This window comes from Egibacteraceae bacterium (assembly GCA_040905805.1).
Taxonomy (GTDB): domain Bacteria; phylum Actinomycetota; class Nitriliruptoria; order Euzebyales; family Egibacteraceae; genus DATLGH01.
In genome coordinates, this window is record JBBDQS010000077.1 from 1 (window position 1) to 25,143 (window position 25,143).

At 71.9% G+C, this 25,143-nt stretch carries 23 protein-coding genes; 10 read left to right on the forward strand and 13 right to left on the reverse strand.

The genetic code is table 11. From position 1 onward, the window contains the following. Nucleotides 1-152: 152 nt before the first annotated feature. Nucleotides 153-596, reverse strand: a complete 444-nt coding sequence (locus WD250_08400; GenBank protein MEX2620226.1) for a hypothetical protein — start codon at nucleotides 594-596, stop codon at nucleotides 153-155. Between the two features lie 80 nt (nucleotides 597-676). Here WD250_08400 and WD250_08405 point away from each other — a divergent pair, with 80 nt between their 5' ends. From WD250_08405 to WD250_08420, 4 genes are all read left to right on the forward strand, one after another. Continuing rightward, a complete protein-coding gene (locus WD250_08405; GenBank protein MEX2620227.1) occupies nucleotides 677-808 on the forward strand; it encodes an LPXTG cell wall anchor domain-containing protein in 132 nt (43 codons plus the stop codon). Then, on the forward strand, nucleotides 805-1,365 hold the full coding sequence (locus WD250_08410) for a PRC-barrel domain-containing protein (protein ID MEX2620228.1): 561 nt from the start codon (nucleotides 805-807) through the stop codon (nucleotides 1,363-1,365). Before WD250_08405 ends, WD250_08410 begins: the two co-directional genes overlap by 4 nt. A gap of 1 nt (nucleotide 1,366) precedes the next feature. Continuing rightward, nucleotides 1,367-1,801, forward strand: a complete 435-nt coding sequence (locus WD250_08415) for a PRC-barrel domain-containing protein (GenBank protein MEX2620229.1) — start codon at nucleotides 1,367-1,369, stop codon at nucleotides 1,799-1,801. Between the two features lie 136 nt (nucleotides 1,802-1,937). Further along, nucleotides 1,938-3,893, forward strand: a complete 1,956-nt coding sequence (locus WD250_08420; protein MEX2620230.1) for an AAA family ATPase — start codon at nucleotides 1,938-1,940, stop codon at nucleotides 3,891-3,893. Here the strand turns inward: WD250_08420 and WD250_08425 are convergent. Together WD250_08425 and WD250_08430 are read right to left on the reverse strand one after the other, a co-directional pair. Next, nucleotides 3,890-4,507 (reverse strand): transglycosylase family protein, encoded by a 618-nt coding sequence (locus tag WD250_08425; GenBank protein ID MEX2620231.1) that lies wholly within the window; start codon nucleotides 4,505-4,507, stop codon nucleotides 3,890-3,892. The genes WD250_08420 and WD250_08425 overlap by 4 nt on opposite strands. Nucleotides 4,508-4,848: 341 nt before the next feature. Continuing rightward, nucleotides 4,849-6,357, reverse strand: a complete 1,509-nt coding sequence (locus WD250_08430; GenBank protein MEX2620232.1) for a molybdopterin-dependent oxidoreductase — start codon at nucleotides 6,355-6,357, stop codon at nucleotides 4,849-4,851. 316 nt (nucleotides 6,358-6,673) lie between these two features. Between WD250_08430 and WD250_08435 the strand changes: the two genes are divergently transcribed. The 6 genes from WD250_08435 to WD250_08460 all read left to right on the forward strand — a co-directional run bounded on the left by WD250_08435 (nucleotide 6,674) and on the right by WD250_08460 (nucleotide 15,215). After that, entirely contained in the window at nucleotides 6,674-8,323 is a 1,650-nt protein-coding gene (locus WD250_08435; GenBank protein MEX2620233.1) for a RecQ family ATP-dependent DNA helicase, read from the forward strand. Nucleotides 8,324-8,464: 141 nt separating this feature from the next. Then, entirely contained in the window at nucleotides 8,465-8,716 is a 252-nt protein-coding gene (locus WD250_08440; protein MEX2620234.1) for a type II toxin-antitoxin system Phd/YefM family antitoxin, read from the forward strand. A gap of 6 nt (nucleotides 8,717-8,722) precedes the next feature. Then, a complete protein-coding gene (locus tag WD250_08445; protein MEX2620235.1) occupies nucleotides 8,723-8,986 on the forward strand; it encodes a type II toxin-antitoxin system RelE/ParE family toxin in 264 nt (87 codons plus the stop codon). Nucleotides 8,987-9,484: 498 nt separating this feature from the next. Further along, entirely contained in the window at nucleotides 9,485-11,617 is a 2,133-nt protein-coding gene (gene ppk1 / locus WD250_08450; GenBank protein MEX2620236.1) for a polyphosphate kinase 1, read from the forward strand. A 41-nt stretch (nucleotides 11,618-11,658) separates the two neighbouring features. Beyond that, entirely contained in the window at nucleotides 11,659-13,386 is a 1,728-nt protein-coding gene (locus WD250_08455) for an ABC transporter ATP-binding protein (protein ID MEX2620237.1), read from the forward strand. Further along, nucleotides 13,383-15,215 carry an ABC transporter ATP-binding protein gene (locus WD250_08460; GenBank protein MEX2620238.1) on the forward strand — a complete coding sequence of 611 codons (1,833 nt, stop codon included), beginning with the start codon at nucleotides 13,383-13,385 and terminating at the stop codon, nucleotides 15,213-15,215. The genes WD250_08455 and WD250_08460 overlap by 4 nt, the downstream gene beginning before the upstream one ends. A gap of 29 nt (nucleotides 15,216-15,244) precedes the next feature. On the opposite strand, the gene WD250_08465 is transcribed toward WD250_08460, so the two are convergent. The 10 genes from WD250_08465 to rapZ form a co-directional block, all read right to left on the reverse strand. Next, nucleotides 15,245-16,936, reverse strand: a complete 1,692-nt coding sequence (locus tag WD250_08465) for an ABC transporter substrate-binding protein (protein MEX2620239.1) — start codon at nucleotides 16,934-16,936, stop codon at nucleotides 15,245-15,247. 12 nt (nucleotides 16,937-16,948) lie between these two features. Continuing rightward, on the reverse strand, nucleotides 16,949-17,197 hold the full coding sequence (gene secG, locus WD250_08470) for a preprotein translocase subunit SecG (GenBank protein MEX2620240.1): 249 nt from the start codon (nucleotides 17,195-17,197) through the stop codon (nucleotides 16,949-16,951). A gap of 101 nt (nucleotides 17,198-17,298) precedes the next feature. Next, nucleotides 17,299-18,807: a M56 family metallopeptidase gene (locus tag WD250_08475; GenBank protein ID MEX2620241.1), complete on the reverse strand. Its 1,509-nt coding sequence runs from the start codon at nucleotides 18,805-18,807 to the stop codon at nucleotides 17,299-17,301. Beyond that, nucleotides 18,807-19,211, reverse strand: a complete 405-nt coding sequence (locus tag WD250_08480) for a BlaI/MecI/CopY family transcriptional regulator (GenBank protein ID MEX2620242.1) — start codon at nucleotides 19,209-19,211, stop codon at nucleotides 18,807-18,809. The genes WD250_08475 and WD250_08480 overlap by 1 nt, the downstream gene beginning before the upstream one ends. Nucleotides 19,212-19,308: 97 nt before the next feature. After that, nucleotides 19,309-20,082 (reverse strand): triose-phosphate isomerase, encoded by a 774-nt coding sequence (tpiA, locus tag WD250_08485; GenBank protein MEX2620243.1) that lies wholly within the window; start codon nucleotides 20,080-20,082, stop codon nucleotides 19,309-19,311. After that, entirely contained in the window at nucleotides 20,079-21,284 is a 1,206-nt protein-coding gene (locus WD250_08490) for a phosphoglycerate kinase (GenBank protein ID MEX2620244.1), read from the reverse strand. The genes tpiA and WD250_08490 overlap by 4 nt, the downstream gene beginning before the upstream one ends. 4 nt (nucleotides 21,285-21,288) lie before the next feature. After that, nucleotides 21,289-22,296 (reverse strand): type I glyceraldehyde-3-phosphate dehydrogenase, encoded by a 1,008-nt coding sequence (gap, locus tag WD250_08495; GenBank protein ID MEX2620245.1) that lies wholly within the window; start codon nucleotides 22,294-22,296, stop codon nucleotides 21,289-21,291. A 68-nt stretch (nucleotides 22,297-22,364) separates the two neighbouring features. Beyond that, nucleotides 22,365-23,303, reverse strand: a complete 939-nt coding sequence (whiA, locus tag WD250_08500; GenBank protein ID MEX2620246.1) for a DNA-binding protein WhiA — start codon at nucleotides 23,301-23,303, stop codon at nucleotides 22,365-22,367. Continuing rightward, nucleotides 23,300-24,256, reverse strand: a complete 957-nt coding sequence (locus WD250_08505; protein ID MEX2620247.1) for a gluconeogenesis factor YvcK family protein — start codon at nucleotides 24,254-24,256, stop codon at nucleotides 23,300-23,302. Before WD250_08505 ends, whiA begins: the two co-directional genes overlap by 4 nt. Next, a complete protein-coding gene (gene rapZ / locus WD250_08510; protein MEX2620248.1) occupies nucleotides 24,253-25,143 on the reverse strand; it encodes an RNase adapter RapZ in 891 nt (296 codons plus the stop codon). The genes WD250_08505 and rapZ overlap by 4 nt, the downstream gene beginning before the upstream one ends.

The window sequence follows — 25,143 nt, forward strand, 5'->3', positions numbered from 1 at the left end:
ACCCGGCACAGCGGAGCATCGCCTCCGCTGGCGCTCCGGCGATTCACGTCTCAGGCGCCTGCCGCATGTCGACCACGTAAGCCCGTGCAGGAACAGGGCCACGACACGGCCCCGATCCGCAACGCACGGACCCAGACACCACCACCCCTGGGTCAGGCCAGGGGTACGCGGCCGGCCACGACGGGATCGGCGAGCCGACCGCCGTCGGCCGCCCGGCGCTCGTAGGCCGCGGCGGCGGCGCGCAGGCGCGCGGCGGCGACTGGGAGGTCCTCGGCGCCCTCGACCGCCGCCTGCAGCTGCGCCGGTGGCGGGATCTGGCCGGCATCCGGGGCGGGGGGCGCGGAGGCGCCCGGTTCGGCCGTCTTGCGACACCGTGCCTCCCCCGCGCGAAAGGGCTCGACCATGCGCCACCCGCCGGCTCCGAGCCGTTCGTAGCGGCGGGCCTCCTCGTGCAGCTCCCGGGCGAGCTCGTCGAGCGTGCCTGCGCCCTCCCCCACCCGCGCGACCCGCAGCACGATCTCGTCCGGATCGCCCCCGAACACCTCATGGGTGAGGCCCTCCATGTTCGTCAGGTACCGCCCACTGTCGCCGGTCATCGCAGACCTCCCCTTCCGTCGGTGCCACCATCCCCGTCGGTGTCGTTTCCTGCACCCCGGCCAGCGTCTAGGATCTGCGCATGGAATGGTGGTGGTGGCTGATCATCGCGGCGATCGTGGTGATCCTGCTCGGCGCCGGGTTCATGGCCGTGCAGCGCCGGCGGCGCTCGGGCGGCATCGTCGCCGTGCGCAAGCGCCGAGGCAAGCCATGAGCCTGCTGCTGCGGGCCGGTGACCTGATCGGGCGGCCGGTGGTCACCCTGGACACCGCCGTGGACGTCGCCGAGATCAAGGACGTCGTGTTCAGCCACGAGGATGCGAGGGTCGTGGGGTTCAGCCTGAACAAGCGGGGCCGGTTCTCCGGACCGATGAAGGCGGTGTTGCCGTGGTCGCGGGTCGCCGCCCTCGGACGGGACGCGGTCATGATCGCGGATCGCGACGCGCTCGGCTCGGCAGACGACTCCATGGAGGCGGCGACCGGCGGCGAGGACCGCCACATCCTCGGCACCACGGTGATGACCGACGCCGGCAAGGCGCTCGGCACCGTCCGCGACCTGGTCCTGGCCGTCGGCACCGCCGCCGACGTGGTCGGCTTCGAGATCGATGGAGAGGTCGAGGGGCAGCTGCTGCCCGTCGGCGACACGTTCTCCATCTCCGGGACGGCGTTGATGGTGCCTGCCGCGGCAGAGGACTTCCTCCACGACGATCTCTCCGGCTTCAGCAGCGCGGTCACGGCGTTCATGGAGCGCCACACGGCCGAGGGAGGCTAGGGTGCGCCTCACCGACGCCCTCGGTACCACGGTGCTGTCACGCGATGACGCCGAGGAGCTCGGCCGCGTCCGCCATCTGGTCGTCGACGTCGGCAGCCGCCGGATCTCCGCCGTGCACATCGACGGCCGTCGCAAGAAGGCGCTGCTCGTCGACTGGGACGCGCTGTCGGGGTTCGGCCCCGACGCCGTCGTCGTCGGCCCCGGTGACGCGCTGCGCGGGCCGGCCGATGACACCGAGCTCGCGATGGTGGCCGGTGACCTCGACTGGATCGGGCGACGGGTCCTCACCGACCAGGGCAACGACGTCGGCAGCGTGACCGACATCGAGTTCGACCCCGCCAGCGGGGCACTCACCGCGGTGGTCACCGAACAGGGGGCACACGACGCGGAGCGGCTGCGCGCCCTCGGTCCCTACTGCGTCGTGGTGCGCGCGTGAGCGCACGGTGCGGAGCACGGTGCGCAATAGACCCCGGTGCGGTTTCTGCTGCTGCTCGCAACATCACCATTACGGTGCGTGGTCGTTGACCTTCATGTAGGCGCCAGCCTGAGGCACGACCGCGAAGGGACGACGGATGAGCACGGGCGACACCGGTGGCACGGTCGCGGCACGCCTCGGCGGGGGGCTGGTCGATGTCCTCGGGGCCGATGTCGGGTCGGCACGGGAGCGAGCCCGCCGACGCCGGCTGACGACGCTGGCCGCCGTGCTCGGTGTCCCCCTGGCCTTCCTGTGGTGGCGCATCCTGGCGGGGGCCCCGTTCAACATCTTCGCGCTCCCGAACTTCCCCACCGACCCCTACCTGTACATCCTGCCCATCTTCCTGCTCCTCATCGTTGCGCTCGTCGCCATGCCCATGCTGAACGGGCGCTCGCCGCACATGCTGTTCCGACCCGGGCAGATCGATGTCGGGTTCGAGGACGTGAAAGGTCTCGACACCGTCGTCGACGAGGTCGTGAAGACGCTGAACACCTTCCTCGGCTACGCCCTGTACCGCGACCAGCTCGGGGGCAACCCCCGCCGGGGCCTGCTGTTCGAGGGGGCCCCGGGCACCGGCAAGACGCACCTGGCCAAAGCCATGGCCCGGGAGGGCGGCGTGCCGTTCCTGTTCGTGTCCGCAACCAGCTTCCAATCCATGTGGTACGGCGCCACGGCCCGCAAGATCCGTGGCTACTTCAAGGTGCTCCGCAAGACCGCACGCCGGGAGGGCGGCGCGATCGGGTTCATCGAGGAGATCGACGCCATCGCCATGACCCGGGGCGGCATGCAAGCCACCCCCGCTCCGGCGACCGCCCACGCCTGGGGTGGCGCGGCCGGTCTGGTCGCCAACCGGCTGGGCACCAGCGAGGGCACCGGCGGGGTCGTGAACGAGCTGCTGATCCAGCTGCAGTCCTTCGACACCCCGCCGCTGGGGCACCGCCTCTGGAACAGCCTCGCTCGCACGGCCAACGCCTACCTGCCCGCACACCGGCAGGTCCCCGCCCGCAAGGCGGTCTACCACAACATCCTGGTCATCGCGGCCACCAACCGGGCTGACGACCTCGACCCGGCCCTCCTGCGCCCCGGGCGCTTCGACCGCCGCCTGACCTTCGAGCTGCCCGCCAAGGCGGACCGTCGCGAGCTGGTCGACTACTTCCTCGCCGTGAAGTCGCACGCGGCCGAGCTCGACCGCGACGAGCTGCGCGACCAGCTCGCCGGGCAGACGTTCGGCTACACCCCCGTGATGATCGAGCACCTGCTGGACGAGGCCCTGGTCCTGGCTCTCAAGGACGGTCGCGACGAGCTGGCCTGGAGCGATATCGCCGATGCCCGGCTCACCGAGGAGGTCGGGCTCAAGAACCCCACCGCGTACACCGATCTCGAGCGTCGGACGGTCGCCACCCACGAGGCGGGACACGCCACGATGGCCTACCTCGCGGGAACCCGGCGCCTGGAAGTCCTGTCGATCGTGAAGCGACGCGGCTCCCTGGGTCTGCTCGCCCACGGTGACCTCGACGAGGTCTTCACCCGTTCACGCACCGAGATGCATGCGCTCCTGCACATCGCCATGGGTGGGATGGTGGCCGAGGAGCTCTGGTTCGACGAGGCCGGGACGGGTCCGGGCGGGGACCTGGCCTATGCCACCCAGGTCGCCTGCGAGGTGGTGGGTTCCTGCGGGATGGCTGGCTCGCTCGTGTCCCTGGCGGCCGCGCAGGGATCGATGCTGAACAGCACCAACCTCGTCGGGCGTGTCCTCGCCGATCCGGTCATGCGCCCCGAGGTCGACCGGCTGCTCGCCCAGGCGAAGGCCTACGTGCGTGCCTTGCTGGACCGCAACCGGCATCTCGTCGAGGCGCTGCGGGACGCCTTGCTGGAGCGCGACGAGCTGATCGGCGACGAGATCACCGCCGTGCTCAGCGAGGCGGGGGCGCCCGTGCGCGACGGGCTGGTCATGGACCGCCGCCGGCCGGGCACCGACCGCCGCAGCACCGACTGGCTCGTCACGGACGAGCAGCCGGCCGGTGCTACGACGGCTCCCACCGGTGCGACCTAGCGCAGGCCGAGCTGGCTCGAGCACGACGGCCACTGGCCCCAGCCCGAACGTGCCTGGAGCGTCTGGCCGCGCTTGATCTGCTCCTCACGCGGGTGCTCGTGCGGCAAGCCGGTGCCACCGACGCTTCGCCAGGTGGCAGGCAGGAACTGCAGCCCGCCGTAGTACCCGTTGCCGGTGTTCGCCTGCCAGTTGCCGCCGGCCTCGCACTGGGCGAGACGGTCCCACACCGATCCAGCCGCCACGTGCGGCGCCTCCGGTGCGGGTGCGGGCGCCGGGTTCGGCGTCTGCGCGGGCGCGGGGCCGGCGGCGGCGGCGTCCGTGGATGGCGCTGGCACAGGCGCCGGGGTCGACGCCTCCGGGAGGGGGCGGTCCTCCAGCTCGGCGCCGGGTGGGGGGATCACGAGCTCCTGGCCGGGGATGATGAGGTTCGGGTCGGCGATCTCCTCGTTGGCGTTGAAGAGCACCCGCCAGCCGGTCGACGGATCGAGGCCGAAGTCCGCGGCGATGCCCGACAGCGAATCGCCCCGGACCACCTCGTGGTGCTCGGGGTGCTCGGAGGCCCCGGCGGACGTGGACAGGCCGGCGAGGACGAGCGCGACCGCTGATGCGGTCACGCCGACGCGGAGGCGGGTCGGTGTGCGTAGGCCTTGGGGTGCGGTGTGAAGTGGCATGTCTCCTCAGGTGGGCAGGTGTCTGGACGTTCGTCGGGCACGCCGACGCAGCGGCTTTGCAAGCACGAGAGAAGGCTGCGACCCCGCCTGTGGCGGGTGAGCGGTCCGAGAGGCGCCGCCGGTTCAGCATGGGGGGACGGGGGGGGCGCGCGCGACTGCGCGCTGGGATGCGAGCAGCGGATGCGACCCTAGCCACCACGACCGCGTCCGCAGGGGCCAAACCCTGTCCACACGGCCAAGGGCTGCCCGGTCAGCGGGGTGAGCCGCCCCGGTGCACGCGACGCTCAGCCGACCTCGACCGTGACGCGGTGGTGTCCCGTCGCGCCGTCGGGCGCGGGGCGGCTCGGCGCCGACGTCTGGACCGTGCCCTCGCCGTCGGTGGCCCGCACCGTCAGGGTGTGGCGACCCGGGCGGGCGTCCCACTCCCACAGCCACTGTCGCCAGGTGGCCGATCCGAGCTCCTCGGCGAGGCGGGCGGGCTGCCAGTCTCCGTCGTCGACGGCGACCTCGACTCGGCTCACGCCCCGGATCCCGGCCCATGCCACGCCGGCGACCGCGACCCGGCCTGCCGCCACGGAATCACGGTGGGCGGGGACGTCGATGCGCGACTGCGTCTTCACCGGTCCCTCCTTGGACCATCCGCGGGGGACCCAGTAGGCGTCGAACCCGTTCAAGGTGGTCAGCTCGATGGCGGTCAGCCACTTGGTCGCGGACACGTAGCCGTAGAGCCCCGCCACGACCAACCGTGCGGGAAACCCGTGACGCAACGGGAGCGGCTCGCCGTTCATGCCGACCGCGACGAGCGCGTCCCGGCCGTCGAACGCCGCCTCGGTCGGAAATCCCGACGTCCAGCCGTCGGCGGAGCGGCCGACGATCTGGGTCGCGCCCACCTGGACGCCGGCCCGATCGAGCAGGTCGGTGAGTCGCACGCCGCTCCACCGGGCGTTGCCCGCGAGATGGCCCCCCACCTCGTTGGACACGCATAACAGGGTGACGTCCACCTCCTCGTGGGGCATCGCGAGCAGGTCGTCGAACGACAGCGTCAGCGGCCGATCCACCATGCCGGTGACCTGGAGCCGCCAGGTGGCGGGATCAACACGGGGGATGGTCAACGCCGTGTCGATGCGGTAGAAGCTGTCGTTGGGCGTGAACAGCGGACTCAGCCCGTCGACCTCCAGCGCTGTGCCGGCGGGGGGGGTGCCGAGCGCGACCGCCGGCGGGGGCAAGTCGACGCGGGCCCGGGCGACGGTGGCGGCGTTGCGGCTCGTGAGGAGACGCCCCGCACCCGACGAGAGCACCGCGAACGCGGTCGCACCGCCCGCCAGCTGCAGGAAGACCCGCCGGTCGCCCCGGGGCTGCATCGGCTCGGCCGTCGCGGGCTCGTGGTCCGGGTCAGGCTCGTGGGCACCCGCGCCCGGTGCCCGCGCCAACATCCGGTGCAGCAGCGCGAGGGCGACGGCGGCCGCGACTGCGGCACCGATCGCCGCGAGCACCGCAGAGGCTTGCGGGTCGCGGGTCGCCGCGAGCGTGCCCAGCACGGCGAAACCGGCGAACCCGGCGGCGCCCTTCCAAAGCCCCCGTGCTGCCAGGAGGCCCAGCACCGCGCCGAAGACGCCCGCGAGCACGAGCGTCCCGACGACGAGGGCGATCTTGTCCCGAACCCCGAACAGCGCGATGGCAACGTCCTTGACCCCGGCCGGGACCTCGTCGATGACCACGCCGCCGACGGCCACGACCAGCGACGGGGCCCCGGCCACCAGCCCGGCCCACAGCTCGGTCAGCCCCAGAGCCACAGCGGCGGCGACCAGGCCTGCCAGGGCGGCGTATCGTTTGCTCGGACCACCCGCTTCGCCCGTCGCAGAGGGTGCTGGTCGGACTCCGGATGGCGCTTTGACGGACATCGTCCCACCGTACCGGCCCCCTGTCGCACGAGCCTTCGGAAGCGAGGGACTTTACGCGAACATTCGGGCGGGGCATGATCGGCGGCCTGACAGGGCAGGCTCCGGGTTGGCCCCTCCCGTCTTGGGGGACGGCTGGTAGTGCACGACGCTGACCAAGGATGCTGCGCTGGACGCTAGCGACGAGGCCCTCCGCGTCCACTTCCCGACGCTGTCCGGCTTTCGGCCAGGCCAACGGGAGGCGCTCGAAGGCGTGCTCGCCGGGCGGGACGTGGTCGCCGTGCTGCCGACCGGTGGTGGCAAGACGCTCGTCTACCAGCTGGCGGGAGCGGTGCTCGGGGGGACGACCGTCGTGGCGACCCCGCTCATCTCGCTCATGCAGGACCAGGTGCGCCGCCTGCGGGCGGACGCCGGCAACGGCGACCGGCCGAGCAGGATCGAGTCCGTCTCCGGCTCGGTGCGCGGGAACGCCAGGGAGACCTTGCTGCGCGACTTGCAGGCCGGTCGCATCGACGTCGTGTTCGTCACCCCCGAGCAGCTCGCCCGTCAGGACGTGCGCGCGGCGCTGCAGCACACGACCGTCAGCCTGTTCTGCGTCGACGAGGCGCATTGCATCTCCGAGTGGGGGTTCGACTTCCGACCCGCCTATCGCGAGCTGGCCTCGGCCGCCAGCGCCATGGGGCGGCCGCCGGTCCTGGCCCTGACCGCGACCGCCCCGGAGGCCGTGCGACGCGACGTCGCCCGCGAGCTCGACCTCCGCGACCCGATCCTGGTCGCCCGCGGATTCGACCGCTCGAACCTGCACTTCGGGGTCGTGCGTGTCACCGACGTGGAGCGTCGAGACCGCCAGCTCGCGCAGATCCTCGCCGACGTCGGACGGCCCGCCGTGACGTACTGCACCACGCGCCGCGAGGCGGAGGAGACCGCGCTGGCCCTGTTGGAGCTGGGTGTGGCCGCCGGGTACTACCACGGCGGCATGGAGCGCGGCCTGCGCCAGGAGGTACAGGACGCGTTCCTGTCCGACGAGCTCAACACGCTCGATGTCCTCTGCGCGACGAGCGCTTTCGGCATGGGCATCGACAAGCCCGACATCAGGGCGGTCGTGCATCGGACGATGCCCGACTCCCTCGAGGCCTACTGGCAGGAGGCCGGACGTGCGGGGCGCGACGGCCAACCTGCCGACTGCGTGCTGCTGTACCGCCCCGAGGACCGGTCCGTGCACGAGCACCTCCACCGGCGCAGCCGGCCGTCCGAAGCGACGGTGGCCAAGATGGTGCATCTGTTCAGCACGGTGGACCGCGTCAGGCCCGAGGCGGACGTGCTCGCCGACGTCGCCGCCGGCGCCTCGGTCGCCCGTCCCGGAGCGGCTTCACTGCTGGAGGACCTCGGCCGCTTCGGCTACCTGACCGCGTTCAAGAACGGCATCCGCTGGCGGGGCGACCCCGCGGCGGCCATGGAAGACATGGCGGCGCACCAGAACACGCAGGTGCACGTCGAGCAGTCCCGGCTCGACATGGTCTGCGCCTACGCGGAGTCGAGCGCCTGCCGTCGGCGCTACCTGCTCAACTACCTCGGCGACGACTACCACGGGGAGCTGTGCCTGCGGTGCGACAACTGCCTGCGCCGAGCCGAGCAGCGTGACATCGAGGACTGGGACGTCGACGCCCAGAAGGAGCGGGTGGAGGCAGACCGCCACGGGCCGTTCGCCACCGGCTCGGCCGTCAGCCACCCGGAGTGGGGCGCCGGTACGGTGCAGCGCACGGAGGGCGACGTCCTCGTGGTGCGCTTCGACTCGGTCGGCTACCGCTCGATGCACGCCCCCACGGTGGTCGCTCGCAACCTCTTGCAGTCCATGACGTAGGCAGCACCCATCGAGCCGGCCGGCCAGGTGGCCTTGTCGGCTTCAGGACTTATTTGTCTTGAAGCCGACAACGGTCGGTAGTAGGCACGGGCAGGGTCGAAGACTTGCACCGGCGCAGCAGTTAGGTCAGAATATGGACCCATGACCGAAACGCTGCCCTTCTCCGAGGTCAAGGCGCATCTCTCGGCGCTTGCTGAACGCGTGGAGCGCCAGCACGACCGCATCGTCGTGACCCGTCATGGTCGACCTGCCTTCGTGCTCGTCAACCCCGACGACCTCGAGGCGCTCGAGGAGACGGTCGAGGTGCTGCGTGACCCCGAGCTGATGGAGTCGCTGGGGCGCTCGCGACGCGAAGCGCAAGCCGGCAAGACCGTACCCCTGCCTCGGTCGTAGCGCCTGGTGTATGAGGTCCGGATCACGCCGGAAGGCCTTCGTCACCTCGACCGGCTTCCCGAGAAGATCCGCGCCGCTGCAAGAGAGGCGATCCACTCCACCATCGCCACGAACCCCAAGCGGGCCGGCAAGGCCCTGCTCGGCGAACTCGAAGGGCTGCGCTCCGCTCGGCGGGGCGACTATCGGGTCATCTACGAAGCCGACGAAGACCAGCGCGTGGTCATCATCCACCGCGTACAGCACCGCCGTGACGTCTATCGACCGAGATGACACGCCGTCCAGCGGTGCGCCAAGCCGGCCGAACGGGCCGAACAGTCCCAGCAGTCGCAGGCGCACCGCCGGAGTGCGGTCCTACATCCCCAGAACGCGGCGCGAGCACGCACCTCGCCGGGATGATGGGCCGGCGTCAGGGTCTTGACGGCGTTGCCACGCTCCGTGTCAGTGAGGAGCCCTCGACACCGCTGCGGGTGGCCGTCCAACCTTGTGGTGCGGAGGGTAGCCCCGAGGCCGTCGGCCACGGTCGACGCTCGGCTAGGTCGTGGACCTCGTCGAGGGTGCGGACTTGTCCGGCGCCGGCCTTGCCGGGGCCAGCTTGAAGGGCCACGCGGGGACGCCGCAAAGCGCTGGCGAAGGGCTGTCCAGAAACGAGGGATTTTGCGACAGTCGCTCGACGGCTGGCGCCGGGGCATCTGTGACCTCCCCGCCGGCGGCCGGCCGACGCGGCGGCCCGCTCGCGGTGAGGCGTGCTCGATAGGATGGCGTCCTGCCATGCGCACCGATACCGGATCTGACATCACCATCGCCGTCGATGGGGATGTCGGCGCGCCCGGGCGCACGTCCGTCGTCCCGGACGCCGACGATCCGGCGCTGTACCTGAACCGAGAGCTGTCCTGGCTCGAGTTCAACCGCCGGGTGCTGACCAACGCCACGCGCACCGATGTCCCGCTGCTCGACCGGGTGCGCTTCCTGTCGATCCTGTCGCGCAACCTGGACGAGTTCTTCATGATCCGGGTGGCGGGCCTCAAGCGACAGGTCGCCGCCGGGGTCACGGCCCGGTCGCCGGACGGGCAGTCCCCGAGCCAGCAGCTGGCCGCGATCGCGCAGAAGGTCGGCCCGATGGTCGCCACCGCCAGCAGCTGCCTGCACACCGAGGTGCTGCCCGCGCTCGAGCGTGACGGGGTCGCCCTACGGTCGGTGTCTCGGCTGGATCCGAGCCAGCGCTCGTCGCTGGATGCCTACTACCTGGAGGAGGTCTTCCCGGTCCTGACCCCGCTGGCAGTCGACCCGGGTCACCCCTTCCCCTACATCTCCAACCTCAGCCTGTCCCTGGCGGTGACCGTGCGCGACACCGCCTCCAACGAGCGCCACTTCGCGCGCGTCAAGGTCCCCGAGGTCCTCCCCCGGCTGGTCCCGCTGCCCGGCGAGACCGGGTTCGTGGCCCTCGAAGATCTCATCACCGCGCACCTGCCGCGGCTGTTCCCCGGCATGGAGGTCATCGACTCGTGGGCGTTCCGGGTGACCCGCAACGCCGATCTCGACATCGAGGAGGACGAAGCCGACGACCTCCTGATGGCCATCGAGGCCGAGCTGCGCAAGCGCCGCCGCGGGGCCGCCGTCCGATTGGAGGTGGCCGCGGAGACGCCGGACCGGACCGTCCGCCTCCTCCAGGACGAGCTGGACCTGGGGGAGGTCGACACGTACCGGGTGACGGGCCTGCTCGCGCTGGGCGACCTGCGGACTCTGGCTCGTCTGGACCGACCCGACCTGCGCTACACGCCCTGGAGGCCGGTCACGCCGCGGCGACTGGCCGGCGCGCCCCAGCGATCCTCCGCCGCACTGTTCGCCGAGATCCGCCGCGGCGATCTGCTGGTGCACCACCCCTACCACGGCTTCACCTCGACGGTGGAGCGCTTCGTCACGGCCGCCTCCGAGGATCGGGACGTCCTGGCCATCAAGCAGACCCTGTACCGGACGTCCGGTGACTCCCCGATCGTGCAGGCGCTGATCAAGGCCGCGGAGCGCGGGAAGCAGGTGGTCGCCCTCGTGGAGCTGAAGGCCCGCTTCGACGAGGCCGTCAACATCGGGTGGGCGCGGACCCTGGAGAAGGCCGGGGTCCACGTCGTCTATGGCCTGGTGGGCCTGAAGACGCATGCGAAGACCACGCTGGTCGTGCGCCGCGACCACGACGGGATCCGCCGCTACGTCCACCTCGGCACCGGCAACTACCACCGGCGCACGGCGCGCAGCTACACCGACCTGGGCCTCTTCAGCGCCGAGCCGGCCCTGGGTGCGGACGTCACCGAGCTCTTCAACTACCTGACGGGCTATGCGCGCCAGGACACCTACCGCCAGCTGCTCGTCGCGCCGGTCTCCCTGCGCGAGCGCCTCATCGAGCTCATCCAACAGCAGGCGGCGGTGGCCCGGGCAGGGGGGGAGGGCCTCATCCGCGCGAAGCTGAACGCCCTCATCGACCCCCCGCTCATCGCCGCCCTCTACCGCGCCTCGCAGGACGGTGTCCGCATCGACCTCGTGGTGCGGGGCATCTGCGGACTGCGCCCCGGGGTTCCCGGCGTCAGCGAGACCGTGCGCGTGCGCAGCATCGTGGGTCGGCTGCTCGAGCACAGCCGCATCGTGCAGTTCGGCCCCGACGACCTGTGGGTCGGCTCGCCGGACTGGATGCCGCGCAACCTGGACCGCCGGGTCGAGGCGCTGGCACCCGTGCAGGACCCGGCTCTGCGGTCCCAGCTGGTCGAGATCATTGACGCCATGCTGGCGGACAACACCCAGGCGTGGAACCTGCAAGCGGACGGGACCTGGGAGCGCGCCTGCCCGGACGGGGCGGCGCCGTTCGACGCACAGGCCCATCTGGCCGAGCGCGTCGCTGGCGAGGTCCTCGGCTGAGGTCGCCGACCGATCGGCACATCATCCGCCGGGGTCTGGGTGTGCTCGGAGTGGCCATCCGGCTGCAACCGGCGCCCTTTGCCGTCGCCGTCACCGGAGCGGTGCTGTACAGCCTGATGATCGTGGCGGCCGCCTACGTGTTCGGTGCGGTGACCGACCGGCTCATCCTGCCGGCGTTCGCCGCGGGTGTGACCACACGGGCGGCCCTGGCTGTCGCCGCAGCAGCGATCATGGGTGTCTCGGTGGTCAAGGCCGCGGGGATCGTGCTCCGCCGCGTCGCGGCCGCCGCGATGCAGTACCGACTCCAGGGCATCTTCCGCACCCGGGTGACCCGGCAGTACCAGCGCCTGCCGCTGTCCTGGCACCAGCAGCACCGCACCGGCGAGCTGCTCGCCAACGCCAACGCCGACGTCGACGCCACCTTCGCGCCGATCGCAGTCCTTCCGTTCGCTGTCGGCACGGCCTTCCTGCTCGTGATCACCGCGGCGGTGCTCATCGTGACCGACCCGTTGCTGGCGGTTGTCGGCTTCGCTCTCGGGGCGGCCCTGGCGGGCTTGCAGATCCGGTACAACACGCTCGTCAAACCCCCCGCCACCCGTGCCCAGCAGGCCCGGGCGGAGGTCTCGTCGGTGGCCCACGAGTCCTTCGACGGGGCGGTGACCGTGAAAACCCTCGGTCGCGAGGACGAGGAGGCGGCACGCTTCGAGCAGGCGGCCCAGCGCCTCCGTGACGAGCTGATCACCACGGGGCGCCTCCGGGCCGTGTTCGATCCGCTGGTCGAGTCCCTGCCGAACATCGGGGTGCTGGTGGTCCTGCTGGTGGGCACATGGCGGATCAGCCTGGGCGACCTCGCGCCCGGTGAGCTCGTGCGCGTGGCCTACATCTTCACCCTGCTCGCGTTTCCCATCCGCACGATCGGCTTCCTGCTGAGCGAGCTGCCTCGCTCCGTGGTGGGCTGGGAGCGCGTGCAGGGGGTGCTGACGGCACGCGACGAGCTGCCGCACGGCGCGCTGGAGGAGCTCCCCGCGCCGGCCCCGGGCGCCCGCGTCGACCTCGTGTCGGTGTCCTTCGCCCACGCCGACACACCCGTGCTCTCCGACGTGACCGTGCATGCCGGTCCCGGCCGCACGATCGCGGTCGTGGGCCCCACCGGTGCCGGGAAGTCCACGATCGCGGCGCTCCTGGTCCGGCTGGCGGATCCCGACACGGGGTCGGTCCTGCTCGACGCCCTCGACATCCGGATGCTCACCCGACCTGCGGTCGCCCGGCAGGTCGCCGTGGTCTTCCAGCACTCCTTCCTCTTCGACGAGTCCGTCCGGGACAACATCACCCTGGGCGGGTCCTACAGCGACGGGCAGGTGCGTGCCGCAGCGGAGCTCGCGCAGGCGCACGCCTTCATCACCGAGCTCCCCGACGGCTACGAGACGATCGTCGGCGAGCGCGGCGCCACCTTGTCCGGCGGTCAACGGCAGCGCATCGCACTCGCCCGCGCGCTCGTGCGCAACCCGCGTCTGCTGGTCCTTGACGACGCGACATCCAGCGTGGACACGACGGTCGAACGCGCCATCCTGACCGGGCTTCGGGCCGCCGAGCTGCCGGCCACCGTCGTCGTGGTCGCGAGCCGCCGTGCCACCATCGCGCTCGCCGACGAGGTCGTGTTCATCGAGCGGGGCCGCGTCCGAGCGACGGGCCGCCACGACGTGCTGCTCGAGCGCCATCCCGCCTACGCGGTCCTGATGGGTGGCGCCGAACCGGGGCACGGACCGTGACCGACCGGTCGGCAGCGTCGTCCTGGCGCACCCTGCGCCGGGGGCTGGCCCTCTCGCCGGAGTTCCGTGCAGGACTCGGGGTGACCTTGCTGCTCGCGGTCGCCGCCACCATCGGTCGCGTCGTCGTCCCCATCACCATCCAGCTCACCATCGACCAGGGCCTGCTGCGGCCGACCGGACCCGACCCGGCACTGGTCGCCCTCTTCACCGGCAGCGCGCTGGCCTTGGTCGCCCTCACGGCTGCGGCCGGGTACCTCATGATCACGCGGTTGGTCAGATCCGCCGAGACCGCTCTGGCGAACCTGCGCGTTCGGGCGTTCCGCCACATCCACGACCTCTCGCTCCTCCACCACACCGCCGAACATCGTGGCGCGCTGGTCGCGCGGGTCACCGCCGACGTGGACGAGATCAGCCGCTTCATGCAGTGGGGCGGGATCCTGCTCCTGGTCAACATCGGGCAGCTGCTGCTCGCCACCGCGGTCATGGCCGTCTACAGCTGGCAGCTGACCATGCTCGTCCTCGTCACCGTCGCCCCGCTGGCCCTGGTGCTGCGCTGGTTCCAGGACCGGCTGGCCGTCGCCTACGACGCGGTGCGTGCCCGCGTCGGGGAGATGCTGACCGCCATCGGCGAGAGCGTGGTGGCCGCGTCGGTCGTGCGGGCGTACGGGATCCAGGACCGCACGAACCGCCGCATCGCCGCCGCCGTCGACCGCCAGGTGACGGCGGCCTACCGTGCGCACCGGACCGCATCGGTGATGTTCTCGGTGGGGGAGGTGTTCGCGGCACTCGCCACCGCTGGGGTGGTCGTGGGCGGGGTGCTGCTGGGCGTCGGGGGCGGGGCCGGCGTCGGGGGCGGGCTGTCGGCCGGCCAGCTGATCGCGTTCCTCTTCCTCATCACCCTGTTCGTCGGACCGGTCCAGGTCGCGACGGAGGTACTGGACCAGGCGCAGACGGCCATCGCCGGCTGGCGACGCGTGCTGGGCATCCTCGACCTTCCGGCGGACGTCGCCGACCCGGCCCGCACGCCCGGGCACAGCCAGGATATCCCCCCGGGCCCGATCAGCATCCGCTGCTCGCAGGTGTCGTTCACCTATCCGACCCGGGCCTCGCAGGACGGCCCGGCGATCGGTCCGCCCGTCCTGCACGGCATCGATGTGGACATCCCCGCGCAGGCGCGGGTCGCGGTGGTCGGGCAGACCGGCTCGGGCAAGACCACCTTCGCCAAGCTCCTGACCCGGCTGATGGACCCCACCGAGGGACGGATCACGATCAACGGTGTCCCGTTGGACCGAGCGCCCTTCGCGCAGCTGCGCAGACGCGTGGTGATCGTGCCCCAGGAGGGCTTTCTCTTCGACGTGTCCATCGAGGACAACGTGCGCCGCGGCTGCCCGGGCATCACCCGTGCGGGCGTCCGTCAGGCCTTCGCCGAGCTCGGGCTCGCGGGCTGGCTCGACGGCTTGCCCGCTGGACTGGCGACGCAGGTCGGCGAGCGTGGCGAAGGGCTGTCCGCGGGCGAGCGGCAGCTGGTCGCGTTGGCCAGGGCCCATGTCGCCGACCCCGACCTGCTCGTCCTGGACGAGGCCACCTCATCGGTGGACCCGGCCACCGAGCAACGGCTGCACCAGGCCCTGGAGGGCCTGGCGCGAGGACGCACGACCGTGGCCGTCGCACACCGCCTGGCCACCGCCCAGGCTGCAGACGACATCCTGGTCTTCGACCAGGGCCGCGTCGTCCAGCGCGGCCACCACGACCAGCTCCTCGCCGTCCCCGGCGTCTACGCGCGACTGCATGTGAGCGGGACCCTCGGTTCCGACGCCGCCGCCTCCTGAACGCACCCGCCGCTTCGCGACTACCGCCCTCAGTCGCCGGTCTCGGCGATGCGCACGGGGACCAGATCGGCGTAGCCCATCGCGTTGTAGACGAAGCCCTCGAGCCGTTCGCTCACCACCGCGGCGTGCCGGTAGGTGAACAGCGGGACGGCGACCTGGTCGCGGTTCAGGGCCACGTCGGCGGCTTCCGCGAACTGCGCGTGCCGCTCGTCGGTGTCGAGCGTCGCCCGTGCCGCGTCCAGCAGCTCGTCGACGTCGGTTGCCGCGTAGCCCCCGTAGTTGTGGGCGCTCTCACCGGGGCCCCGCGCGGACGAATGCAGGATCGGGAACAGGGCGTTGCCCATCGAAGGGTAGTCCACCGCCCAGCCGAAGCGGAAGAACCCGGCGTCGCCCGCCTCCAACGCGGTCAGGTAGGCCGGGAACTCCTCGGTGCGCAGCTCCAGCCGCACGCCGACCGCCTGCAGGTCTCGCCGCAGCCGGCGGGCGATGCGCTCGTGGCCGCCGCTGCGGTTGAACCACAGGACCAGCCGCGTGATGTCGCGTTCGGCGAAGGTCTCCCGCGCCGCGGCCGGATCGTGCCGGCATGACGGGCACGGGCGGGCGCGAGCGCCCGGGAGGACCGGCGGCACCATGCCACGCGCGACCCGGACGTTGCCGTCCGGGACCGCCTCGACGATCGCCGCACGGTCGATCGCCTGTCTGATGGCCCGGCGCACCTCGACGTCGTCGAACGGCGGCTGGGTCAGGTCGAAGCCGAGGTAGTACAGCACGGGGCGGTCACCGCGGAGCACCCCCGGCCCGGTGTAGCCATCCGGCGATTCACCGAACTCCGCTATCGCGTCGTCCAAGGCCCCCGGCGGCAGCTCGGTGAAGTCGAGCCTGCCCTGCTGGAACGCGAGGTACGCCGTGTCGGGATCCATGCTCTGGAAGACCACCTCGGTCACGGACGGCGCCGTGACCCGGTTGCGCCACCCGTCGAAGGGCGCCACGCGGACGAAGGCCCCCTGCGCCCACGGCTCCGACGCCGCGAACGGGCCGTTGCCGACCGGATGCGCCCGAAAGCCGTCCGGGTCCGCCTCCCACACCGTCCGCGGGAGCGGACCGAGCGCCGGGTGTCCGGCGATCATGGGGAAGTCGGCATTGGGGCGCGCAAGCCGGATCTCGAGCGTGTGCTCGTCCAACGCCGTCACCCCGGCCAACCGGTCGCTCTGGCCCTGGCGCAGTGCCTCGTAGCCCTCGACGTCACGCAAGTGGTAGCCGACCAGGTCGAGCTCCACCGCGAGCGTCCAGGCGAACACGAAGTCGGCGGCCGTGACGGGCGTCTCGCCATCGTGGAAGGTCACCCCGGGCCGCAGCCGGAAGGTCCATGTCGTGGCGTCGTCGTCCGACGCCCAGCTGCGCGCCGCGGACGGGCGCGCCTGCAGGTCGGCGCCGGAGCCAGCCGCCGACCCGGGGGGTGTCCCCCAGGAGGTCAGGGAGTCGAAGAGCGTATCCACCACGGTCAATGCGGCAGAGCCGACCGCCTCGACCGGGACGATCGCTGACGGCTCCCTGATGGCGTAGCGCACCGTCCCGCCGTCAGCAGGTCGCTCGCCGTCCGTCGCCTCCGGGGCGGGTGCCGGCGGCGGGGCCGACTGCGGCGCTGCCGGTGGGGTGGCCGGGCGGCAGGCGGCTCCCGCGAGGATCAGCAGGAGAACCGAGATCGCCAGACGTCGCGGCAACGGGTCTCCGAGTTAAGCCATCCGCAGAGCAAGCACGATCGTGGTGACGGCGAACACGACTCCGGTCACCACCGTCAACCGGTCGAGGTTCTTCTCGACCACGGTGGAGCCAGTCGCCCCGCTCATCGCTCCCCCACCGAACATGTCCGACAGGCCGCCCCCGCGCCCGGACTTCAGCAGGATGAACAGGATGAGCATGAGCGAGACGATCACGTGCACGACGATCACGGTGCCGGTCAACACGACGGAGCTCCCGGGCATGGACGAATGCGCGCCGGTCGCGCGCAGCCCCAGCGTACCAGCGACGGGCGGTCATCGGGTGACGCGAAGACGCCCGGCTGGCGGGGGGTGCGGGCGGGCAGCTAGGACGTGCCCCCGACCAGGAAGAAGCCGACCTGCGGCCCGGAGTCGGAGAGGGTGAAGAGTGGACGCGCCGCCCGCACGCGGCCCTCCCGCTGGAGCGGGTCGAGCTCCCATGAGCGTTGCTCGCCACTGCGCCACAGCATGTGCCCCGGTGCGGGTGCGCTGGTCGTGGGCGTGGCCTGGCGCAGCTGGGCCTGACCCTCCACGCAGGGACACTGACCCCGTTCCGCTGCGGTCGTGGCCAAGGGTTCGAGGCCCGCCGACGCCGCAGCAGCGGTGGTCGAGTCCTGCGCTGGAGGCGCGGCGGGCGGTGCAAGCTGCCGGAAGGTGGCGAAGGCGGGCGACTCCACAGCGGTCGCCGGCTGCGCGGTCAGGTAGGCGAACGCCAGCATGTCCGCGTTGTGCTGGGCGGCGAGCCAGCCGGGGACGGCCAGCGACGCGGTCGTGGCAGCCGCCAGCACCGCTGCGGCGAGCACGGTCTCGGCGCGGCGCCGCCACATCGGGATCGCCGGTGTGCGCGCGATCAGGCGTTCGACCCGGAGGCTGATGACCTTGGCTGCGCCTCGGAGCGGCGGGTCCGCGGCGCCGCCCTCCCCGGCCCCGGCGAGCGCGATCCTGCGTCCGGCCACCGCCGCGCAGGTGACCTGCGGCCCGCGCACGGCTCGGGAGCAGTCCCAGACCTTGAGGATGCCGGAGGCGAGCGCCGCTGGGCGCCCCGTATGGGTGCTCGCCAGCTCGTCGGCACTCTCCTCCTGCTCCCGGCGCAGCCACCCGCCGGCCAGGTGGAGCGGCGGCAGGAAGAAGGTGAGGTCGCGGAAGACGCCCACGACCAACCCCAGCGGCGCGTCTCGACGGCGGATGTGCGCCAGCTCGTGGGCGATCAAGCCTTCGATCTCCGCCGCATCCAGGGTCTGCAGGAGGGCCGGGTCGATCGCCACGACGGGTCGGCGACAACCCACGGTGAGCGCGCCCCCCGGACACGCGTCGAGGAACACGAGCCGCGGGACGCGGACGTCCATGCGCGCGGCGAAGTCGTGGGCCAACGCGACCAGCGAACCGTGGCCGACCGGCGGGCGTGCCCGCCGCAGGAGGCTGCGCACGGCTACCATCCCGGCGACCCGGCGTAGCAGGAGCGCGCCGACGACCAGGACGTAGGCGCCCACGAGCAGGTCCATCTGCCGGTGATGGGACATGACCCGCAGGTCGCCCAGGAGGTCGAGGAACTGCCCTGCCGCTCCCCCCGTGGCCGCCGCGGTCGTGACCCACAGCTGGGGCAGATAGGTCTCGGCGTCGCGGAGGGAGGCGAGACCGGCCAGGGCTGCCGTCAGGACGGGTGCCAGGATCAGCAGCCGGCGGGCGCGGCTGCTGCGCACGACGCCGCAGCGCACCATCAGCGCCGCCAGCGCGAGGGCGGCGAGCGAGCCGAGCAGGGCGCGGACCGCGAAGGACTCAGTGACCAGCGAGAGGAGAAACCCTCCCTGGCCGTCCGCCGACGGTACCGGCGGCACTATCCCTCCTGTTCACGCAGCCGGTTGATGCGGTCCCGCAGCCCTTCCAGCGCAGGGGCATCCGTGTCGTCGTCGATGACCTTGACGAAGTAGCTCATGGCCGGCTCGGGGAAGGAGTCCACCAGCCAGTCGACGACGGAGGTCACGGTGGAGCGGGCGTACTCCTCGCGCGACAGGCTCGGCAGATAGCGATGCGCCAGCCCAGACGTGTCGCGATCCAGCAGACCCTTCGAGGCCAGCCTGGCCATCGTGGTCATCACCGTGGTGTAGGCGATGTCGCGCTCCTTCTCGAGCTCGGCGTGGACGTCTCGTACCGTGGTCTCCCCGAGGCGCCAGACCGTCTCCATGACCGCGGTCTCCAGCGGTCCCAGCAGCCCGTCGAGCTGGCCTCTTCGCATGCCCATGGTGCGCCTCGTATCTGGTGTCGTCACTCGTGGTCCTCGGCCACCGACCATCCTAGTGGGCGGCGGCCGGCGTGCCCAGTCTCTCCGGAAGCTCGAGCTAGAGCCGGTGGTGGCGGCAGATGACCGCGAAGTCCTCGGCGTCGGTGCTCGCCCCGCCGACCAGTGCGCCGTCGATGTCCTCGCAAGCCATCAGCGCACCCACGTTGCCGGGTTTCACGGACCCGCCGTACTGGATCCTGACGGTTGCCGCGGCATCCGCGCCCGCGACGTCGGCGACCGTGCTCCGCAGGACGGCGCACATCTCCTGCGCATCATCGGGGGTCGCGATCCGCCCGGTCCCGATGGCCCAGATCGGCTCGTAGGCCAGGACCATCGCGCCCACCTGCTCGTCGGTCACCCCCTGCAGGCACGCCTTGACCTGCCCGACCACGACCGTCTCCGCCTCGCCGCTCTCGCGCTGCTCGAGGCTCTCCCCCACGCAGAGGATCGGCGTCATGTCGTGCGCCAGGACGGCCCGCAGCTTGCGGTTGACCACGTCGTTGGTCTCGCCGAAGAGGGTGCGCCGCTCGGAGTGGCCGCAGATCACGTACCGGCACTTGAGACGGGCGAGCATGGGGGGACTCACCTCACCGGTGAACGCCCCGTCGGTCTCCCAGTGGCAGTTCTGCGCCCCGAGTCCCAACGGCAGCTTGTCGCCCTCGATCAGTGTCTGCAGGCTGCGCAGCGCGGTGAAGGGCGGGATCACGACGATCTCGTTGGCGGCGTAGTCGCCGGCCTCGAGGTGGTAGACGAACTGCTGGACCAGCGCGATGGCCTCGAGGTGGTCGAGGTTCATCTTCCAGTTGCCCGCGAGGATCGGTCGGCGGCTCATCCGGCACTCCCTTGGCGCAACGCGGCGACACCGGGCAGGTCGATGCCCTCGAGGAACTCCAACGAGGCACCACCCCCGGTCGACAGGTGGGAGACCTGCTCGGCCAGCCCGAGCTTGCGCAGGGCTGCCGCGCTGTCACCGCCGCCGACCACGGTGAAACCGGGGCAGGCTGCGACGGCGCGGGCCACGCCCTCGGTCCCGGCCGCGAATGGCTCCCACTCGAAGACGCCCATCGGCCCGTTCCAGAGGACGGTCTCGGCGTCGGCGATGGCCGCAGCGAAGCGCGAGATGCTGTCCGGGCCGATGTCCAGCCCCATCCAGCCCTCGGGGATGCCGTCGGCGGAGACCCGCTGGTGCGCGGCATCGGCGGCGAAGGTCTCCGCCGCGATGATGTCCACGGGCAGCAGCACCTCCACGCCGGTGTCGGCGGCGCGCGTGAGCAGCCCGGTGACGTCGTCGAGGCGGTCGGCCTCGACGCGGCTGGCGCCGATCGCGTATCCCTTGGCCTGCAGGAAGGTGAAGCACATGGCACCGCCCACGAGCAGCCGGTCGACCCGGGTCAGCAGGTTGTCCAGCACGCCGAGCTTGTCGGAGACCTTGGCGCCGCCGATCACGGCGGTGAACGGCCGCGGCGGGTTGTCGAGCAGGCGTGCGAGCGTGCCGACCTCGCGGGACAGCAGGTCACCGGCCACCGCCCGGCCCACCAGGGGCGGGACGCCCACGATGCTCGCGTGCGCCCGGTGCGCAGCCCCGAACGCGTCGTTGACGTAGCAGTCGCCCAGTGCGGCGAGGGCATCCGCAAACTGGGGCTCGTTCGCCTCTTCGCCGGACTCGAAGCGCAGGTTCTCGAGCAGCAGGACCTGCCCGTCGTCCAGGGCTTCCACACGAGCGCGGGCATCGGGGCCGACCACGTCGCGGGCCGCGGCAACGGGTGTCGCGAGCAGGTCGGCCATGCGATCGGCCACCCGGGTGAGTCGCAACGCGTCGTCGACCTGTCCGCCAGGGCGCCCGAGATGGCTCATGACGATGACACGGGCGCCCTTGTCCCGCAGGTGGCGGATGGTGGGGAGGGACTCCTCGATGCGCAGGTCGTCGGTGACCTGCCCATCGTGCAGGGGCACGTTCAGGTCGGACCGCACGAGGACCCGTTGCCCCGCCGGCTCCAACGTGTCGAGACCCGGTATGGCGGTGATGTCGCCCACAGTCCTACAGCCGCTCGCCCACGTACGCGGTGACATCGAGCAGTCTGCAGGCGTAGCCCCACTCGTTGTCGTACCAGCCGAGGGTTTTGACCATCGATCCGTTGGCCATGGTGGACAGGCCGTCCACGATGCAGCTGTGCGGGTTGCCGACGATGTCGGTCGACACGATCGGATCCGTGGTGAACTCCAGGATGCCCGCCATCGGGCCCTCAGCCGCCGCCCGGAAGGCCTCGTTGACCTCGTCCACGGTCACCTCGCGCCCCAGCACCGCCACCAGGTCGGTGAGCGAGCCGTCCGGCACCGGCACCCGCAGGGCCATGCCGTCCAGGCGCCCCTTCAGCTGGGGCAGGGACAGGGCCGCGGCCTTGGCCGCCCCTGTGGTGGTCGGGATGATCGACAGGGCGGCGGCGCGGGCCCGCCGCAGGTCCTTGTGCGGCTGGTCGTGCGACCCCTGGTCGTTGGTGTAGGCGTGCACCGTGGTCATGAAGCCCTGCTGGATGCCGCCGAAGTTGTCATCGAGGACCTTCGCCAGGGGCACGATGCAGTTCGTGGTGCAGCTGGCGTTGGAGATGATGTGGTGGGCGCTGGGGTCGTAGTCCCCCTCGTTCACGCCCATCACCACGGTGACGTCCTCCTCCTTGGCCGGCGCCGAGATGATGACCTTGCGGGCACCCGCCTCCAGGTGCTTGGCCGCCTTGTCCCGTCCGGTGAACAGCCCCGTGGACTCGATGACGACGTCGACGCCGAAGTCCTTCCAGGGCAGGGCTCCGGGGTCGCGCTCCGAGGTGACGGTGATCTCGCGGCCGTCGACGACGATGCGATCGTCGCCCACCTCCACCGTCCCGGCGAACCGCCCGTGCACGCTGTCGTAGCGCAGGAGATGGGCCAGCGTCCCGGGGTCGGCGAGATCGTTGACGGCGACGATCTCCACGTCCGTCGGTCGTTCCTTCGCCGCGCGCAGGAAGTTGCGCCCGATACGTCCGAATCCGTTGATACCCACGCGGATGGCCATGTGCGGTGTCCTTATCTGTCTCTGTCGAGCGGGTCACGCCGAGCTTGTGACGCCCCGGTGTCGGCCGGTCACTCTACCGAACCTGGCGCCACCTCCAATTCCTCGGCAACGGCAACCAGCGCAGCCAGGCGGCGGTGGACGGTCGACTTGCCCACCGGAGGGTCGAGGAGGGCACCGAGGTCTGCAAGGCTGGCCTCCGGGCTCGCGAGGCGCGTGAGAGCGACCGCCCGCACCTCCTCCGGCAGGTCTGCCCACCGCGGGCTGCGCATGACCCGCTCGATCGAGGCGGACTGGCGCGACGAGGCCACCACGGCGCGGGACACGTTGGCCCGGTCGGCGTTCGCGGCACGGTTGGCGTCGCCGCGCAGCTCCCGGCGCAGCCGCTCTCCGTCCCACTGCAAGAACGCGGTATGTGCACCGAGGCGTGCGAGCAACGCACCGATCGCGGCCCCGGACTTGGCGGTGACGCGCCACCCGTCGTGCTCGCAGGCCCTGACCCCCGCGACGCCGAGACGGGCCATCAGCCCGGCGAGTCCCCGGGCCGCGGCCTCGCCGGGTGCGCGCACCTCGACATGGGCGGCACGCCGAGGAGCGGAGAGGCTCCCCGCGACCATCAGCGCACCCCGCACGTAGGCGGCCATGCCGTCGCGCGACCCGGTCAGGCGCGACGCGATGCCCCCGACCGGCAGCCCGTCCTCGTCCAGGATCCCCAGTGACGCAGGGGGCGGGGCGTCCAGGCGCAGCCGCACGACGGTGACGCCGCGCAGCCCTGTCGGCCGGTGCACCTCCAGGTCCGGCGTCACCGCCAGCACCTCGGTCAGCGTCGCGCGCAGGCGGCGCCCGACGGCCCCCACATCGGTCTCGACCAGGTACCCCACGCCGGACTGGCCCCGGATGTGCAACGCTCCGCCGAATCGCAGCATCGCGGAGGCCTCGGCCAGCCGCTCGGGCTCGCTACCGCGCTCGCCACGGGCGAGCTCCTCGCGGACCTGTCGGGTGAAGGTCACGTGCGCAGCGCGGCCCGGTGGGCCACCGGCGCCAGGGCGCGGGCCAGCAGGGACGGGTCGTGGGTGGTCCCCGCCCGACCGTCCGCACCGCGCATGACCACATCGGCACAGATGACGGCGCGGACGCTCGGGCTGCGCAGCTCCACCCCCAGCGGCTGCCCGCCGCCTGCACCCGCCGGACCGGCGTGCAGGACCACGGCATCGAGGACGAGGCCGGGCACGTGGGCGACCAGCGCGTCGACGTGGGCCTGGGCGGACAGGCCGGTGGTCTCACCCGGCTGGGTCAGGATGTTCGCCACGTACACCACGTGGCCCCGGCACGCCTCGAGCGCCTCGGCCAGACCCGGCACCAGCAGGGTCGCGATCACGCTGGTGAACAGGCTGCCGGGCCCGATCACCACGAGGTCGGCGGAGCGGACGGCCTCGGCCGCGTCGGGGGTCACACTGGGGTCGTCCGGGTCCAGCCAGACGCGCTCGATGCGGCCCTCTGCCGCCGCGACCCGGACCTGTCCCTCGATCTGGCGACCGTCGACGCGCGCCTTGAGCTCCACGGCGCTCGTGGTGCTTGGCAGCACCCGACCGGCGCAGTCCAGCAGCGCCGCGGCGCCATCGAGGGCCCGGACGAAGTCGCCGTCGGCCTGCTCCGCCAGGGCCACCAGGAGCAGGTTCCCCAGTGCGTGGCCCTGGAGCTGCCCACGGGTGAACCGGTGCCCGAGCGCCGCGGAGAGCGCACGGTTGCGCGCGAGGGTCAGCAGGGCCATCCGCAGGTCGCCGGGGGCGATGATGTCGAGCTCCCGACGCAGGCGACCGCTCGACCCCCCGTCGTCCGCAGCGGTCACGACCGCGGTGGGCTCCACGTCCAGCTGTCGCAGGGCCCGCAGGGCGCCGGCGAGTCCGTGGCCGCCCCCGATGGCGACGACGCGGGCGGCCGGACGGGGAGCCGATCGGGTCATTCCTTGAGCCGATCCCGGTGCTCGACCCGGACGGCCACGCCGAGCGAGCGGATGTGCGCGGCCAGCTCCTCGCCGAGGACCACCGACCGGTGCTTGCCGCCGGTGCAGCCCATACCGACGGTCAGGTAGTGCTTGCCCTCCTTCACGAACGCGGGGACCATCACGTCGAACAGGGCGAAGAGCCGCTCCAGGAACTCGGCCGTCTCGGGCTGTCCCATGACGAACGCCCGAACCGGGTCGTCCAGTCCGTTGTACCCCCGCAGCTCCTCCCGCCAGTGCGGGTTCGGCAGGAAGCGCACGTCCATGAGGATGTCGGCGTCCCGCGGGGTGCCGTTCTTGAAGCCGAACGTGACGACGTTGGCCACGAGCTGGTCCTCGACACCCGTGCCGAAGGCATCGACCAATCGATCACGGAGCTCGTGCACGTTGGTCTCGGTGGTGTCGATCACCAGGTCCGCTTCCGCACGCAGGTCGGCGAGCAGCTCGCGCTCCCGGGCGATGCCGTCACCGATGCGGTCCTGGCCCGACAGGGGATGCGCGCGGCGCGCGGCCTCGTAGCGCTGGACCAGCGCGTCTTCGCTGGCCTCGAGGAAGAGCACCCGAGGCGCCAGCTCCCGTTCGCGCAACCCCGCGAGCGCATCCCGCAGGTCACCGAAGAACTGCCGCCCCCGCACGTCGACGACCAGCGCCACCTGGTCGACGGACGACCCCGGCGCGGTGGCGAGGTCCACGACGCGCCCGATCAGCGACGGCGGCAGGTTGTCGATCACGAAGTAGCCGATGTCCTCCAGCACCTTGGCAGCGGTCGTGCGCCCGGCCCCGGACAGCCCGGTGATGATCGCGAGGCGGGGCCCCGTGCGTCGGCGGTCGGTCGGCCGTGGCGGCAT